The following is a 15,423-nucleotide window of genomic DNA, read 5'->3' as shown; positions in this document are numbered from 1 at the left end:
GTAGAATTTTGCTTATAAAGATAAAATTTATTTTCAAAAGTAACTATTCTGATTGTTGAATATTTAACGAGAAATCGTTTTCCTGATTTGAAATTAATATTTAATAGAAGCATTTTTTTTAATGATAAAAAAAAACCATCGTTTTTTTGCTATTATACTAAAAATGAGGGGATTTGCTCAAACTCCAGATTATTTTGCTTACTTTGTTATAATCTTAAAAATTAAAGAGTTATGTCAGTAAAAAAACAATTTATAAAAACGAAACCTGTTTGTAAAGTTACTTTTTCAGTTGAAGCAAAAGAAGCAAATCAAGTATCAGTAATTGGCGACTTTAACGATTGGAAGATTGAAGAGGGCGTTTTAAGCAAGTTAAAAAACGGAACTTTTAAAGGAACGTTCGAAGTAAGCAAAGACGCAGAATATGAATTCAAATATGTAATTGATGGCACATATCAAAATGAGCCAGAAGCCGATTCATATAAATGGAATGACTTTGCAGGTGCAGAAAACAGTGTGCTGTCAGTATAAAAAATAGAAAATCCGCTTTTACGAGCGGATTTTTGCGTTCTATACTGCTACATTTCCTTTAATAAGGGCATGCGGCTCATATCCTTCTAATGTAAAATCATCAAAATCAAAATCGAAGATGTTTTTTATATTAGGATTTAATATCATTTTTGGCAATGGTTTTGGCTCACGGCTAAGCTGCAGTTCCAGCTGTTCAAAATGATTGCTGTAAATATGGGCATCTCCAAAAGTGTGAATAAACTCACCTGCTTCAAGATCGCAGACTTGCGCAATCATCATTGTCAGCAATGCATAAGATGCAATATTAAAAGGAACTCCTAGAAATATATCTGCACTTCGCTGATACAATTGACAGGAAAGCTTTCCTTTGGTTTCTCCTTTTGAAGCATCTGGCGAAGCGACATAAAATTGAAAAAAAGCATGACATGGAGGCAAGGCCGCTTTATTATTGGCAACATTTTCTTCAAATGACTTAGCTGTATCAGGCAATACCGATGGATTCCAAGCCGACACAAGCATTCTGCGGCTATTGGGGTTTGTTTTCAATTCAGATATAAGTTCCGAAATCTGATCAATTTCTTCGCTATTCCAATTACGCCATTGATGACCGTAAACTGGACCTAAATCGCCATTGCTGTCTGCCCATGCATCCCATATTTTTACGCCGTTTTCCTGAAGGTATTTTATATTTGTATCGCCTTTTAAAAACCAAAGCAGCTCATATATAATAGATTTGAGGTGCAATTTTTTGGTGGTTACCATTGGAAAACCCTCACTTAAATCAAACCTCATCTGATAGCCAAATACGCTTTTGGTTCCAGTTCCTGTCCGATCACCTTTTTCATTCCCGTTTTCTAAAACGTGCTTTACTAAGTCTAGGTATTGCTTCATTTTTTTGGGCTTTATGCTCTATGCTCTATGCTTTAAGCGTATTGCCTAATGCTTATTGCCTAATGCCTTTAATATTATCTTTTTGAAATTTCGTCCCGGATTTTGGCAGCTTTTTCGTAATCTTCATGCTCAACGGCTTGTGCCAACAATTCGTTTAATTCCTGTAAGCTATGATTGGAATAAGTATTGCCTGATTCGTTGCTCTCGGCACTGCCAAAAGTTTCAGGATTAGAAAGAATATCTTCTATTTCATTAGCCGTTTCACTTTCAAGAGGATTTGCTTTCAAATAAATACCAGCCTTGTCCAGTATGTTTTTATAGGTAAAAATAGGCGCACTAAAACGAATTGCCAATGCAATAGCATCTGAAGTCCTCGCATCAATTATCTCTTCAATTTTATCTCTTTCGCAAATGATGCTGGAATAAAAAACGCCATCAACCAGTTTGTGAATAATTACCTGTTTTACAATAATATCAAACCGTTCTGCAAAATTCTTGAATAAATCATGCGTTAAGGGACGAGGTGGCTTAATCTCCTTTTCTAAGGCAATCGCGATAGACTGAGCTTCGAAAGCTCCAATGACGATAGGCAATTTCCTTTCTCCGTCTACCTCATTTAAAATCAGCGCATAAGCGCCATTTTGAGTCTGACTGTATGAAATCCCTTTTATAGATAGTTTAACTAAGCTCATGTTGGTGTAATGACAAGTACAAAGTACTCTATTAATTGTCTTATTTTTCGTTTTTAAATAAAGTGCAATTTTAATCAAAATTTATGGAACAAAAAAACTGCCTAAAGCAAAGATACGATTATCTTATTTTGAGGCAGCTTAATTTGTAAGAGAAATTAAATTCAGGAATGCTGTTCTTTGAACGCTTTGAATTTAGCGATTAATTGAGGTACAATCTCGAATGCATCGCCTACAACTCCATAATCGGCTACTTTAAAGAAAGGAGCTTCGGGATCGCTGTTGATAACTACTTTTACTTTAGAGGAATTTACACCTGCTATATGCTGTATTGCTCCCGATATTCCGACTGCAATGTATAAATTAGTAGCTACTGGTTTACCTGTCTGGCCTACGTGCTCTCCGTGAGGTCTCCATCCAAGATCCGATACTGGTTTAGAACAAGCTGTTGCTGCTCCAAGAACTCCTGCTAATTCTTCAATCATTCCCCAGTTTTCGGGACCTTTAAGACCACGTCCGCCAGAAACTACGATATCGGCATCAGCAATAGAAACTTTTCCAGAAACTTTTTCTACAGAGGCAACTTTTACTCCAAAATCACCATCTCCAATTGCTGGACTAAAATCTTCCTCTGTTAATGAAACTGCGCTTTCAAAAATTCCATACGAGTTTTTACCGATAGACAATACTTTTACATCGGTACTGATTTCTGTAATATTGAATGCTTTGTTTGAAAAAGCGGTTCTTTTTACCTGAAATGGCGAAGTGCTTACCGGCAAGCCTACAACATTCGAAGCATAACCAGCATCTAGCGCTACAGCAACTAATGACGCTAAGTAAATACTGTCTGTTGTAGAAGACAGTAAAACTATTTTGGAAGCTTCTTTCTGCGCAGCCTGCTTGATAACATCAGCATAGGCTTTGGCAGTAAAACCATTTAATTTGTCATTGCTCACTTTTAGGACTTTATCAACTCCGTATTTTGACAATTCAGAAACATCTCCTGCATTTACAGTTACAGCAGTCACGGTTGTTCCTAATGATTCGGCTATTTTTTTTGCATAAGATGCTAATTCTAATGCTGCTTTTTTAAATTTTCCTTCTGCAGATTCTGCATATATTAATATTGACATGATGATTTGTGATTTTAGATTTTAGACTTGTAATTTTAGATTTTAGAACTCCGATTAAAAATTTTAGATTTTTTTGCCATCAGCAATTAAAAATCATTAATCTTCAATCAGCAGTCCAATTCTTAAATTACTTTTGCTTCGTTGTGCAGTAAATTAATTAATTCATCCAGATTATCTGCAGCGACTAATTTCACAGCCGATTTTGGAGCTGGTTTTTCAAATTTTACAGCTTTTGTATTTACTGGAGCATCAACTGGTTCTAGAATTGTTAATGCTTTTGTTCTGGCAGCCATGATTCCTCTCATGTTTGGAATACGCAGATCTTTTTCTTCAACAATCCCTTTTTGGGCACCAATAATAATAGGTAATGCTGTGTTTACAGTTTCTTTTCCGCCGTCTATTTCGCGAACAGCAGTTACATTTGTTCCATCAACAGTGATTGCTGTACAAGAATTCAAGAAGTTATAACCTAGTATTCCGGCAATCATGCCAGGAACCATTCCGCCATTGTAATCCAAAGATTCTTTTCCTGCAATTACAACATCATATCCTCCATTTTTAATTACTTCAGCCAATTGTTTTGCTACAAAAAAACCATCTGTTGGATTTGCATTAACACGGATAGCTTCATTGGCACCAATGGCTAATGCTTTTCTTAAAGTAGATTCTGTATCTGGTCCGCCAACATTAACAATAGTAACCGTTGCCCCTTGCTGTTCTTGGAACCAGATAGCACGAGTTAACCCAAATTCATCATTTGGATTAATTACATATTGAACTCCATTGGTATCAAACTCAGCATCACCATTCGTGAAGTTGATCTTTGATGTAGTATCAGGAACATGACTGATGCAAACTAATATTTTCATAATTATATATATTAAAATTCTTTTTTTTCTCAGACAAATTTAAAATAATAAATCGAATAATTTACTATGCATGCATAACATTTATCGCAACTATTACGATTTCGTTATTTAAATTACTGATTGATTTCAATAAAATTACAATTTATACAAAAAACAATAAAAAAGTTGTGAATTCCATCAGGCCTGTATAATGTGAGACTCATATTCTAAATCACTATTTATGATGATTGATGGTACATTTTCCTACTATATTTTTGTGTCCGATACAAAAAAATTAAAAACTAATCCAGTAATGAAAAAAATAATACTCGTTTGCGTTATTCTATTTAAAACAACACTCTATTCTCAGTTTACTGACATTCCAGATTTAAATTTTGAAAAAAAATTAATATCATTAGGTATCGACAGCGGAGAACCGGATGGAAAAGCCTCAACTGCAAGCATTGCCGCCGTTACCGTACTGCGAATTGACAACTCCAATATATCTGATTTGACAGGAATACAGGATTTCGCAGAGTTAAAAGAATTGTATTGTTATTTCAACAGCTTGACATCTGCAAATTTTTCTAAGAATGATAACTTAACAATTCTGCAATGCTACAATAATACATTAACAAGCCTGGACATTTCCAAAAATCATAATTTAGAATATCTAGACTGTTCCAATAGCCAATTAACAAGTTTAGACCTGTCCTCCAGCTCTGGCTTAAAAACACTTATTTGTCTTTCCAGCCAATTGAGTACATTAGACTTATCCAAAAATCATTTGCTGGAAAAATTATACATTCATAAAAACAGGCTAAGCGAATTAAACGTCTCAAATAATACCAAACTTAATGATTTTTCATGTTACGATAATTTCATGATAAACTTGGATCTATCAAACAATATAGAACTTAAACGTTTAGATTGTTCTAGAAATAGGCTCACCAGCTTGGATGTTTCCCAGAGCCTTCTGCTGGACTATTTAGTTTTTGGCAGCAATGGATTGGCGTCTATTGATATTTCTAAAAACAGGAACTTAACTTATTTGAGCGCATCAAATAATCAATTAACGGTTTTGGATGTTTCAAAAAATGTGCTTTTAAAAAATATTTCTTGTTCGTCTAATCAAATTTCGACTATGGATATTTCTAATAATACGGTATTAGAAAATTTTATCTGCAGTTCCAATTTATTAAAAAATCTCAGCCTTGGGTCAAACACAGCATTAATCAATCTAATTGTTTCAAACAATCAGCTGATGAGCCTGGATGTTTCGGGACAAACAGCATTAAACCGATTGGAGTGCGATAATAACCAGTTAAGCAGCTTGGATGTTTCCCACAATACCGCTCTTGAATTCTTTCGATGTGATAACAACAAATTACTGAGCCTGAATTTAAAAAATGGAAATAATGCCAAACTTGCCTTTAACTTTTCAAGTTACCCTAATTTTAAAGAAAATCCAGATTTGAGCTGTATCATGATAGACGATTTCTCTTATGCAGATACAAATTGGAAACGCAAAAAAGATGATTTTGCAAGTTATGCTGAAAACTGTAACCTTGGCATTAAAGATTCCTTTCAAAAAACCATCACAATGTATCCTAACCCTACAGACGGTGTTTTGAATATTGCTGATACTCCTCTAGAAAAAGCGACTGTATATGATGTTTCGGGGAATATTATAAATTCATTTTTATTTCAGGACAATCTGAAAAACAACAGTCTGGATTTATCCAATCTATCAAAAGGCGTTTATTTTGTCTTGCTAGAAAGCCTCGAAAAAACTTATTCACAAAAAGTGATACTGGAGTAATCTCTTTCGGAAATTGAGTTTTTGAAAAAACCATAAAACAGAAAAAGTTTTTTTTAAATATCCGCAAGAATATTAAATCTTATAAAAAAGAGATAAAAATCGAATCAGACACCTTGAAGTATTTAATCCTATAAATAACTGAAATTAAATAAGATACATACAGCTAAATAATTTAATGTTTAAAATAAAGCAAATATAAAGCAGGGTATTATACTACAAATCTGTTATCATGTATATAACAGAGTGATAGAACAAAGCCACAATGCAATAATAACATCTTTAATTAAACTAAAAAAATTAAACAACTAAGGTAAAAACCAAACCCATTATGAAAAACTTAAAAACTATTTTACTAGCGCTAGTCATTTTGACCAGCTGTTCTAATGATGATAATCAACCAAACAACAATGAAGCTGCCTTAAAAGATATTTATTTCTGCGGTTATGAAAGTAACGGTAATGATGGCATCTCTAAATACTGGATCAACGATGTATCAACATCTCTTGCCGATGGCACTGCTACAGCCATAACAGTGGATGGAAACGATATCTATGTGGCAGGGTATGAAAACAATGGCATTGACTATTTTCCATTATACTGGAAAAATGGTGTCGCCGTACCGCTTTCTGGCAATAAAGAATACGCTTATACAAGTGCCATAGCTGTGAAAGGAAATGATGTCTATGTAGTAGGTTATCAAAGAGATGACTCAGCCCCATTTAATATCGTTGCCAAATGCTGGAAAAATGGAGTAGCTGCATCTCTTTCAGACGGTAAAACAAATGCTTTTGCCAATGCTATTACTATAGCAGGAAATGATGTATATATTGCAGGATATCAAGACGATGAAAAATATATAGGAATTGCCAAATACTGGAAAAACGGAAAAGCTATAACACTTACTGACGGTAAAAAACATGCGGAAGCAAATTCAATAACTGTAGCAGGGAATGATGTTTATGTCGCAGGGAGTGAAAATGCTGTTGCTAAATACTGGAAAAATGGAGCAGCTATACCACTTACCAAGAATGGGAGTTTTGCAGTAGCGGAAGATATAGTAGTAGTTGGGTCTGATGTACATGTTGCAGGATATGTAAAAAATTACTCAGCCATAGCTGTTGCCACACACTGGAAAAATGGAATCGAAACATCATTAACTGACGGCTCAAAATATACCACAGTTTCTGGTTTAGCAGTAGTAGGCAATGATGTATATGTAGCAGGACACGAGATTGGCAGCGAAGGAATTATTGTTTCCAAATACTGGAAAAACGGTGTCGCTGCAGTTATTAAAAATGGTGCAAAATATTCAACAGTAACAGGGATGTTCATTACCACAAAGTAATAGAATATGTTTTAGAGAATTAAATGATAAAAAGTTAGTCTAACAACCCATATTCTATAGCATATTTAACTAAGCCCGCCGTATTTTTTACATTGACTTTTGACAATAAATTTTTACGGTGGGTATTTACAGTATTAAGGCTGATATTGACTTTCTCGGCAATTTCATTGCCTGTAAAACCTTGTGCTATTAAAACTAAAATTTCCTCCTCTCTATTGCTCAGCTGTGTAATTTGTAAATTTTCACTTTTTATTTTATAATTGTTGTCTTCATTTTTTTGGCTTACATCTTTAGAAAAGTAGGTCTCTCCTCTTTTGAGTATATTTATAGCATGCAGAAGTTCTTTTTTTTCTGCATTTTTTAGCAGATAGCCGTCCACTCCTATCCGGATGAGTTTCGCAATCATCTGTACATTGCTATGTGTGCTAAGAATTAATATTTTGACAGAAGAAAACTGCTGTTTAATAAATTTAGTAACTTCAATCCCATCCATTTCCGGCATGCTGATATCAAGTAAAATAACATCCGGCACAGTAGTCTCCAGAATTTTACAGACTTCTTTGCCATTTTGAGCTTTCCCTATAATACTTATATTTTCTTCATTTTCAAGCAAGGAAACGATACCCTGAAGAAACATAGTATGATCATCGGCAATTATAATTCTTATATTTTCCATACTTATTTTTCAGTTTTAAAATCGAACTCATTCAATAAAATATCAATATTGACGATTGTTCCCCTATTTAGAATCGAATCAATTTCCATCGATCCAGAAATTGATCCTAATCGGCCTATAATGTTTTTGAAACCTATCCCCTTTTCTTTTGTTCCAGGATCGAAACCAATTCCATTATCCTCAAATAGAATATTGAGATTGTCCTCAATGCAATTAAGCTGCAAATCAATAGCTGTTGCTTTGGCATGCTTCAGTGTATTGGTAACCAGCTCCTGTATAATTTTATAAATTTCTATTTGCAGATTCTCAGCAATCGAATCAATTTTATGCCTCGGAAAAGCTGTAAAAGAAGTTTTCAAATGATCAATTTCGGCCAGATTTTTCAGGTATTCCTCTAATAAAGCTGAGAAATTATTTTTGCTGAATTTTTCCGGAATCAAATCATGAGACAAATCCCGGACTTGCTGATAAGTTTCATCTAATTGTTTTTGAATGCCATGAACCGTTTCAGGTTTTGATGCAATTGAATTAAGCTGCAATTTTATGGCCGCAAGATTACCGCCAATACTGTCATGAAGCTCTTTGGCAATTTTGACCCTAGCCTCATCATGACCTTTTATAGAGGCCTTGATTAAGGTTAATTCTTGTTCTTTTACAAGTGCCATTATTTTTTGCTCATTAATAATTTTTTCATTCGAGTTGAGCAGCCGCTGTGTTTTCAGTCTTTGATAATATAGAAATAGTAAACCCATAATTGGGAGCAATATTGCTAAAAAAGAATAAAATGTTATTTTTTTTGTTGCTTTCTGCCAATTGATTTCAGCCATTTTCAAAATCTGATCTTTCTTGAGTGACGTGATTTCGCTGGCTTTTTTTTGCGAAATATTATTTAGGGTTAAAATTTTATTTTCGTTCTTCTTCCTATTAATTTCTTTCTGAAGATTAAGGAACGTGAGCGCTTCCTCTTTATTTTGAAGCTCAAGGATATTGGCTTTATTTTCTATCTGCAATAGGCTGATTTCTTTTTCTTTCTGCCATGTTTTAAACTTTACTTCCAGCTCATTAATTTCCTTATCCTTTTGAAGATGTGCAATAGAATCTTTTACTTTAGCAGATTTACTGGCGAAGGCATAAGCACTTTTATAATCATTTTGTGTCAGGGAAATTTCTTTTAAATTGTCATAAATATTGCCTTGTTCAGTAAGATAGCCCAGCTTTATTGCATCATTCAAAGCATCGTTAAAAATATTCTTTGCTTCATTTATCTTTTTCTTTTCTAGAAATATGTTAGCAACACTAAGCCGGGCGTTGATTGCTATTTGAGGCATTTCGTTTTTATCGGCAATTTCAATAGATTCATTATATAGAGCAATCGCTTCATCTATTTTATCCTGGTATTGATAATTGGCTCCCAGATTATATGCAATAACAGCTTTGGCTTGATAATCATTGCCTTTTTCGCAAAGCGTTTTTACTTTGTTCAAATACCAATTAGACTTTTCATATTCTTTTAAGATGCTATAAATATCGCCAATATTGATGTAGCTCCCAATGATTATTTCTTCGCTCTGTTTATAATTAAGACATTGCTTAAACAGTTTTAATGCATTTGAATAATCCCCTAATTCACTATAGGTCAAAGCCAGACCATGCACATGGGTATAATACAATTCGGTTTCTTTAAATTTCTGGGAAATATCGATCCCTTTGATGTGCCATTTTTTGCTTTCCTCAAGAAGGCCTCTTTTTTTATTGTTTATTGCCAATAAATTATATCCCAAGGAATACAGACGACACGTTAAGGAATCATTTGCAGAGGCATTAAGCTTTAAGACTTGATGGGTGTAAAAAAGAGAGGAATCTATTAGCGATCGCTTGTTAAAGTAGTTTGCCAAAAGCAGATTAGAATTCGTCAAAGTAGATTTTGCCTTAGATGACTTCAGGAATTTATGGGCAATCTTATAGGCCTTTTTATCTTCATTTTTATTTAATAAATTAAAAGCATCAGCAATTATCCTCTTTTCCTGCAGCTCAAGAGGTTCACTTTTTGGTGATGTCATTTTTTTTGAGTCTACTGCTTGTGCATTGGCAGCATAAGCAGTAATCAAAAGACATGCAAAAACAATTCTTTTAATCATTTGGGGCATAAGCAAATATATTCATTTTTTATTTTAAAGTTAAAATGATACATTCAATAAAAAAATCCGGCGCTGAATAATTGCTTTTTTTGAACAAAATATGTACCCATTGTTTAATTATACCAAGAGCAGATTTTAAACACAAATTCGCTTAGTAATCGCCTAGTTTCTAGCCCAGATAGCAGCGGCATCCTTCATGTGGCTGTGTTAGCCACATGAAGATATAGCGGATAGCTGGAAATAGCTCCTAAAAAAAACAATAGTATAAAACCTTGTTATTTTAAAGGCTTTTATGCTTTTAAGTAATTTAAAATAATTATTTTTGCATTTCTAAAAATTACACACAGACTATATAAATATGAGAACGATACAATTTAGAGAGGCCATTTGTGAAGCGATGAGTGAAGAAATGCGTCGCGATGAGTCCATATACTTAATGGGTGAAGAGGTTGCAGAATATAATGGAGCCTACAAAGCATCTAAAGGAATGCTTGCCGAATTTGGTGAAAAAAGAGTAATCGATACGCCAATTGCTGAGCTTGGTTTTACTGGAATTGCTGTAGGATCGGCAATGAATGGATGCCGCCCGATTGTTGAGTATATGACTTTCAACTTTTGTTTAGTTGGAATTGACCAGATTATAAATAATGCGGCCAAAATGCGCCAGATGACAGGTGGTCAGTTTAATGTACCTATCGTTTTCCGTGGGCCAACCGCTTCTGCTGGGCAATTGGGAGCGACACACTCTCAAGCTATCGAGAACTGGTTTGCCAATACTCCAGGTCTTAAAGTTGTGGTTCCATCAAATGTTTATGACGCCAAAGGTTTATTGAAATCGGCTATCCGTGATAATGACCCGGTTATTTTCATGGAATCTGAGCAGATGTACGGTGATAAAGGTGAAGTGCCAGATGGTGAATATACTATTCCAATTGGAGTTGCCGATATCAAAAGAGAAGGAACTGATGTAACAATTGTTTCTTTCGGAAAAATCATCAAAGAAGCTTACATCGCAGCTGATGAATTAGCAAAAGAAGGAATCTCTTGTGAAATTATCGACTTGAGAACAGTTCGTCCAATGGATAATGAAGCGATTTTAACTTCTGTTAGAAAAACAAACAGATTGGTAATTCTTGAAGAAGCCTGGCCTTTTGCGAGTGTATCTTCAGAGATTGCTTACCTGGTTCAGGAACAGGCTTTTGATTTCCTTGATGCGCCAATCCAGCGTATTACTACCGCTGATACTCCAGCACCATACTCTCCAGTATTATTGAAAGAATGGCTGCCAAATGCTGGCGATGTTGTAAAAGCTGTTAAGAAAGTATTATACAAATAATTTGCATATAACTATTTAAAAAGCTTCATCAATTGTAATTTTGATGAAGCTTTTTTTTATATATCATGAAGAAAATATTAGCCGTTATCATATTGACTTTTATTGCAATCAACTCTGCTTTTGGACAGACAAAAGTGAGTGGTATTGTTGTAGATAAGCTCAAACAGCCTATCCCTTATGCAAATGTTGTTTTCAAAAACTCCAGTATAGGAACTGTAACTAATGAAGACGGAAGGTTTTACATGGAATCTCCAAACACTTATACAACCTTATTAATCACTTCAATTGGTTTTTCGGATAAGGAAATCACGCTTGCCAAAGCTGTAAATTATAATTTCACAATTGAAATGAGCGAGCAGCAGGCCTTAAAAGAGGTAATAGTGTTTACTGGGAAAACTTCCAAAAAAAATAATCCAGCGCTTGACATTCTGCGGAAAATCTGGGAGAAAAAGAAAAAGAATGGTTTGTACCAGTTTGCCCAATACCAGATGGAAAAATATGAAAAAGTAGAGTTTGATATTAATTCCATTGATAGTGCTTATAGAAAACAAAGGATTTTCAAAGGCATGGAATTTATTTTTGACCATGTGGACACCTCTAGAGTAACGGGAAAAACCTATCTGCCAATTTTTATCAATGAAGCCTTGGTAGATGTGTATGGAGACAATAAAATACCAAAAGTAAAAGAAATTACAAAAGCGAATAAAACTTCGGGATATGATGGAAATCAGCAGATTTTATCATTTATAAAAGACTTATATTCAGACTACAACATATACAACAATTACATTGCCTTGTTTGACAAAACCTTTACCAGCCCTCTTTCCAGAACTGGAATTGATGTTTATAATTATGTATTAAAGGACAGTGCTTATATTGACAAGAAATGGTGCTACAATATTGTTTTTTATCCAAGGCGAAAAAATGAGCTGACTTTCAAAGGAGATTTTTGGGTAAATGATACCACATTTGCTATAAAAAAAATCAATATGGCAGTTACCAAAAGTGCTAATATCAACTGGGTCAAAGATATTTATGTTGAGCAGGAATTTGAAGTCTTGAATGATTCTGTCTTTCTTTTGACCAAAGATTATCTGATGTCTGATTTTGCTCTTAACAAAAAGGAAAAATCAAAAGGGGTTTATGGTAAGCGAACAACGTATTATCAAAACCATAAATTCAATATTGAGAAACCTGAGAAATTCTACAAAGAAGAAGTCAATTTTGTTGACAATGAAATTTATAAAAAAAGCGATGAATATTGGGAAGAGCATCGTTTTGAGAAACTAAGCAAAGACGAGCTGGGCGTTTACAAGATGCTCGACACTTTGAAAAATGTACAAGCCTTTAAGCAGATTACCAGCTTGGTAACCATGCTGGCGAGTGGCTACGTCAATTATGGCAATTATGATTTTGGACCTATTTTTTCCACTTTTGGCTATAACGAAGTCGAAGGATTTAAAACCCGATTGGGTGCAAGAACTTATTTTGGCCCAAATGACCCTTGGCGTGTACAGGCTTTTACCGCCTATGGTTTCAAGGATCAGAAGTTTAAATATGGCTTTGCAGGAAAATGGATGATTGACAAAAAAAACCGAATCATCATTTCGGGGGGCAACAGGCGGGATATAGAACAATTAGGCTCACAATTGACTACAACCAATGATATTTTGGCTAGAAATTATGGTTCATCAGCCTTTTTTACCACAGGATCTAATGGGAAATTAACCAATATAGGTTTGACAAACGCTTATATTGCCATAGAACCCATAAAAAACCTGACTTTTCAAGCTGGAGTTTCATACAAGACACTAGAATCGGCATCTCCGGTTTTTAGCTTGGATTATTATACTACACTGCCTACAGCTGCAGATCCAGCCGGGGTTGTAAAAAGCACCACAACCCAATCTGAATTTAATATTCAGGCCGAATATACTCCAAACCGAAGAACCATTGCTTATGGCGTAGAAAGAAGTATTGCCAACAGCCCTTACACAACTCTTTTTGTTAATTACAGCCAAGGCTACAAAGGAATCATGAACAGTGATTTCAATTATAAAAAACTCGAAATTTATTATAAACAGCCTATAACTATAGGCCCATTGGGACGCACAGATCTGATTCTTGAACTTGGAAAAACATTTGGCACCATTCCACTAGGCTTAATGAGCATAGTACCTGGTAACCAGACTTTTTTTACCATCGAAAACACTTTCAGTAATCTTAATTATTATGAATTTGTCACCGATAAATATGCTACTTTACAATGGTATCACAATTTTAATGGTCGATTGTTTGCTAGAGTTCCATTTTTGCGCAAACTCAATTGGAGAGAAATCGTAGGCGTTAAAGGTGCTTATGGAACAGTTAGCGATGCCAACAAGGCTATAAACGCTTCGGGCTTAGAGTATGTTGCTCCTGAGGATATCTATTGGGAATACAACGCAGGTATTGGGAATATTTTCAAGGTATTACGTGTAGATTTCTCTTGGAGAGGCGGTTATCTTGATGTACCAAATGCAAACAAATTTGCAGTAAAAGCATCCTTTGGATTCTATTTTTAAGATCTGAATCCTTGTACGGATTAGAACTTACCCAAAAACTGCTATTTTTGTAAAAAGTAAAAAAGAGCTTCAATTTGATCGCTTCTTGCTTTCAAAAAAAGCAGCAGTTTTTTTTCATAAGGCTTTTCATTTAACACGAGTGAAGCGAACTGGACTAAAAAAAATCAGACCATGCAGGAAGCAATCGACTATCTATTTCAAAAAGATCCTATATTCCAGCAAATAATTGATACCTACGGATTGCCGGTAATTCCAAGAAGACCTCAGGGATTTGAAACACTGGTGCTGTTAATTCTAGAACAGCAGGTTTCCATAGATTCAGCCAAAGCCACTTTCTTAAAAATAAAAGCACACACTGAGTGCAGCCCCGAAGCATTATCGGTTTTGCCTGACGAAGAGTTTAGAGTTTTGGGAGTCAGCCGGCAGAAGACTAGTTATATAAAAATATTAGCCCACGCCGTTCTTGACAAGGACCTTGATATTGAAAGTTTAGCAGCCAAATCAGCACAGCAGGTCCGGGAAGAATTAATCCGATTAAAAGGAATCGGAAACTGGACTATCGATATTTATCTGATGTTTTGCCTGCAGGAACCAGATTTAATTCCGCTGGGCGATATAGCAGTCGTTAATACAATCAAAGAACTGCTTGACATTCATGACAGGAAAGAAATGGAAATTCACACAGAGAAATGGAGTCCATACCGCTCATATGCAACATTTTTGCTTTGGCATTATTATTTAAGAAAACGAAAAAGGACAATTATGTATTAAATTGTTAATTAACAAAAACTTTATAGTCATTCTTGTCTTTTTTTATTGCAAAAAAGTATTGTTTGATTACTTTTGCACTCGTTAATAAATTAAGAAAAGACAAAAAAAATAATGACTGCAGACAAATTAAAAACTTTTGATGTATTAATTGAAATACCAAGAGGAAGTAGAAATAAATACGAGTACGATTTTGCAATAAAAAGAATGCGTTTTGACAGAATGTTATTCTCGTCAATGATGTATCCAGCTGATTACGGATTCATTCCAGAAACTTTAGCTTTAGACGGTGACCCGTTAGATGTTTTGGTTTTGATAAACGAACCTACTTTTCCTGGCTGCGTAATTGAAGTAAAACCTATTGGAGTTTTCCATATGGCAGATGACAAGGGACCAGACGAAAAAATTATCTGTGTACCAGTTTCTGATCCAATCTGGAATTCATTAGAAAATTTATCAGATATCAATCCCCACTTATTGAAAGAGATTGAACATTTCTTCCAGGTTTACAAAGATCTTGAACACAAACAAGTAGATGTAGAAGGATGGGGAGATGTAAATGAAGCATTTGATATCATCAAAGAATGTACACAGCGTTTTAATGATATTCCAAATAAAGAAGAAGGATTATTCAGTATTAAATAATTTTTACACTTTGAATTTATAAAAAAAGCAATACTCTGCA

The 15,423-nt window shown here is 34.6% G+C and carries 13 protein-coding genes; 7 read left to right on the top strand and 6 right to left on the bottom strand.

The features are described 5' to 3' along the window. Nucleotides 1-231 precede the first annotated feature (231 nt). Complete coding sequence (locus ABEG11_RS11445; protein WP_348824308.1) at nt 232-528, top strand: isoamylase early set domain-containing protein; 297 nt, start codon at nt 232-234, stop codon at nt 526-528. A gap of 39 nt (nt 529-567) precedes the next feature. Here ABEG11_RS11445 and ABEG11_RS11440 read toward each other — a convergent pair whose 3' ends face one another. The 4 genes from ABEG11_RS11440 to ABEG11_RS11425 all read right to left on the bottom strand — a co-directional run bounded on the left by ABEG11_RS11440 (nt 568) and on the right by ABEG11_RS11425 (nt 4,110). Beyond that, nucleotides 568-1,419: a thymidylate synthase gene (locus ABEG11_RS11440; RefSeq protein ID WP_348824307.1), complete on the bottom strand. Its 852-nt coding sequence runs from the start codon at nt 1,417-1,419 to the stop codon at nt 568-570. A gap of 74 nt (nt 1,420-1,493) precedes the next feature. Beyond that, nucleotides 1,494-2,111, bottom strand: a complete 618-nt coding sequence (locus ABEG11_RS11435; protein WP_348824306.1) for a bifunctional nuclease domain-containing protein — start codon at nt 2,109-2,111, stop codon at nt 1,494-1,496. Nucleotides 2,112-2,272: 161 nt separating this feature from the next. Continuing rightward, nucleotides 2,273-3,241 (bottom strand): electron transfer flavoprotein subunit alpha/FixB family protein, encoded by a 969-nt coding sequence (locus ABEG11_RS11430; protein WP_348824305.1) that lies wholly within the window; start codon nt 3,239-3,241, stop codon nt 2,273-2,275. A gap of 122 nt (nt 3,242-3,363) precedes the next feature. Next, complete coding sequence (locus ABEG11_RS11425) at nt 3,364-4,110, bottom strand: electron transfer flavoprotein subunit beta/FixA family protein (protein WP_348824304.1); 747 nt, start codon at nt 4,108-4,110, stop codon at nt 3,364-3,366. 292 nt (nt 4,111-4,402) lie between these two features. On the opposite strand from ABEG11_RS11425, the gene ABEG11_RS11420 reads away from it, so the two are divergent. Both ABEG11_RS11420 and ABEG11_RS11415 read left to right on the top strand, forming a co-directional pair. Beyond that, the gene (locus tag ABEG11_RS11420; RefSeq protein ID WP_348824303.1) at nt 4,403-5,911 is read left to right on the top strand and encodes a T9SS type A sorting domain-containing protein; all 1,509 of its coding nucleotides are present in this window, start codon (nt 4,403-4,405) and stop codon (nt 5,909-5,911) included. A gap of 328 nt (nt 5,912-6,239) precedes the next feature. Next, nucleotides 6,240-7,256 (top strand): hypothetical protein, encoded by a 1,017-nt coding sequence (locus tag ABEG11_RS11415; protein ID WP_348824302.1) that lies wholly within the window; start codon nt 6,240-6,242, stop codon nt 7,254-7,256. Nucleotides 7,257-7,290: 34 nt separating this feature from the next. On the opposite strand, the gene ABEG11_RS11410 is transcribed toward ABEG11_RS11415, so the two are convergent. Together ABEG11_RS11410 and ABEG11_RS11405 are read right to left on the bottom strand one after the other, a co-directional pair. Then, nucleotides 7,291-7,932 (bottom strand): response regulator, encoded by a 642-nt coding sequence (locus ABEG11_RS11410; protein WP_348824301.1) that lies wholly within the window; start codon nt 7,930-7,932, stop codon nt 7,291-7,293. Nucleotides 7,933-7,934: 2 nt separating this feature from the next. Beyond that, a complete protein-coding gene (locus tag ABEG11_RS11405) occupies nt 7,935-10,070 on the bottom strand; it encodes a tetratricopeptide repeat-containing sensor histidine kinase (protein ID WP_348824300.1) in 2,136 nt (711 codons plus the stop codon). Between the two features lie 358 nt (nt 10,071-10,428). Here ABEG11_RS11405 and ABEG11_RS11400 point away from each other — a divergent pair, with 358 nt between their 5' ends. The 4 genes from ABEG11_RS11400 (at nt 10,429) to ABEG11_RS11385 (ending at nt 15,383) form a co-directional block, all read left to right on the top strand. Continuing rightward, nucleotides 10,429-11,406: a pyruvate dehydrogenase complex E1 component subunit beta gene (locus ABEG11_RS11400; protein ID WP_348824299.1), complete on the top strand. Its 978-nt coding sequence runs from the start codon at nt 10,429-10,431 to the stop codon at nt 11,404-11,406. 65 nt (nt 11,407-11,471) lie between these two features. Next, nucleotides 11,472-13,970, top strand: coding sequence for a DUF5686 and carboxypeptidase-like regulatory domain-containing protein (locus tag ABEG11_RS11395; protein ID WP_348824298.1), 2,499 nt, complete (start codon nt 11,472-11,474; stop codon nt 13,968-13,970). Between the two features lie 171 nt (nt 13,971-14,141). Beyond that, on the top strand, nt 14,142-14,741 hold the full coding sequence (locus ABEG11_RS11390; RefSeq protein ID WP_348824297.1) for a DNA-3-methyladenine glycosylase family protein: 600 nt from the start codon (nt 14,142-14,144) through the stop codon (nt 14,739-14,741). Nucleotides 14,742-14,852: 111 nt separating this feature from the next. Further along, nucleotides 14,853-15,383, top strand: a complete 531-nt coding sequence (locus tag ABEG11_RS11385) for an inorganic diphosphatase (protein ID WP_348824296.1) — start codon at nt 14,853-14,855, stop codon at nt 15,381-15,383. The last annotated feature ends 40 nt before the right edge of the window (nt 15,384-15,423 follow it).

Origin of the sequence: Flavobacterium aestuarii (genome assembly GCF_040049115.1) — a bacterium.
Classification (GTDB): Bacteria; Bacteroidota; Bacteroidia; order Flavobacteriales; family Flavobacteriaceae; genus Flavobacterium; species Flavobacterium aestuarii.
Note: the sequence above shows the minus strand (reverse complement) of the source record. Positions and strands in the feature narration are given on the sequence as shown.